The 1,202-nt window shown below is 67.9% G+C and carries 1 protein-coding gene; it reads left to right on the top strand.

Annotated features, from left to right (window positions below; translation table 11 throughout):
* Window positions 1-1,202: nitrate reductase subunit beta (narH, locus tag NF338_RS20940; RefSeq protein ID WP_318783206.1), on the top strand; the 1,202-nt coding region annotated here is incomplete at both ends.

The following is a 1,202-nucleotide window of genomic DNA, read 5'->3' as shown; positions in this document are numbered from 1 at the left end:
TGGTTCAACAACGTCGAGACCCGCCCCGGCCTGGGGTACCCCCGCACCTACCAGGACCAGGACCGCTGGCAGGGCGGGTGGGTCCGCACCAAGAAGGGCAAGCTCAAGCTGCGCGCCGGGGGCCGGTTGAAGAAGCTCGCCACGATCTTCTCCAACCCCGTCCTGCCCTCGATCCACGACTACTACGAACCGTGGACCTACGAGTACGACATGCTGCTCTCGGCCCCCCAGGGCGCCCACACCCCCGTCGCGCGCCCCAAGTCGCTGCTCACGGGCAAGGACATGAACATCTCCTGGTCGGCGAACTGGGACGACGACCTCGCCGGCTCCACCACCACCATGGCCGACGACCCGATCCTGCAACACATGTCCGAACACGTCGCGACCGAGCTCGACAAGACGTTCATGTTCTACCTGCCCCGCATCTGCGAGCACTGCCTCAACCCCGCCTGCGTCGCGTCCTGCCCGTCGGGGGCCATGTACAAGCGGGCCGAGGACGGCATCGTCCTCGTGGACCAGGACCAGTGCAGGGGCTGGCGCATGTGCGTCACCGGCTGCCCCTACAAGAAGGTCTACTTCAACCACAAGACCGGCAAGGCCGAGAAGTGCACCCTGTGCTACCCCCGCATCGAGGTCGGCCTGCCCACCGTGTGCTCGGAGACCTGCGTCGGACGCCTGCGCTACCTCGGCCTCGTCCTCTACGACGCCGACAAGGTCACCCAAGCCGCCAGCGTCGAGGACGAGCACGACCTCCTCGCCTCCCAACGCGCCGTCTTCCTCGACCCGAACGACCCCGCCGTCATCGCCGCCGCACGCGCCGAGGGCATCCCCGAGGACTGGATCACCGCCGCCCAGAACTCCCCCATCTGGGACCTCATCAGCAAGTACGAGGTCGCCCTGCCCCTGCACCCCGAGTACCGCACCCTGCCCATGGTCTGGTACATCCCACCCCTGTCCCCCGTCGTGGACGTCATCACCGCCTCCGGCAACGACGGCGAAGACGGACGCACCCTGTTCGCCGCCATCTCCCAGCTCCGCATCCCGCTCGAGTACCTCGCCGGACTCTTCACCGCCGGAGACACCGCCCCCGTCGAACGCGTCCTACGCCGCCTGGCCGCCATGCGCTCCTACATGCGCGACATCAACCTCGGCCACGACGCCAACGAAGAGACCGCGGCCGCGGTCGGCATGACCGGACAACA

Origin of the sequence: Cellulosimicrobium sp. SH8 (assembly GCF_025818875.1) — a bacterium.
Taxonomy (GTDB): Bacteria; Actinomycetota; Actinomycetes; order Actinomycetales; family Cellulomonadaceae; genus Cellulosimicrobium; species Cellulosimicrobium cellulans_D.
Note: the sequence above shows the minus strand (reverse complement) of the source record. Positions and strands in the feature narration are given on the sequence as shown.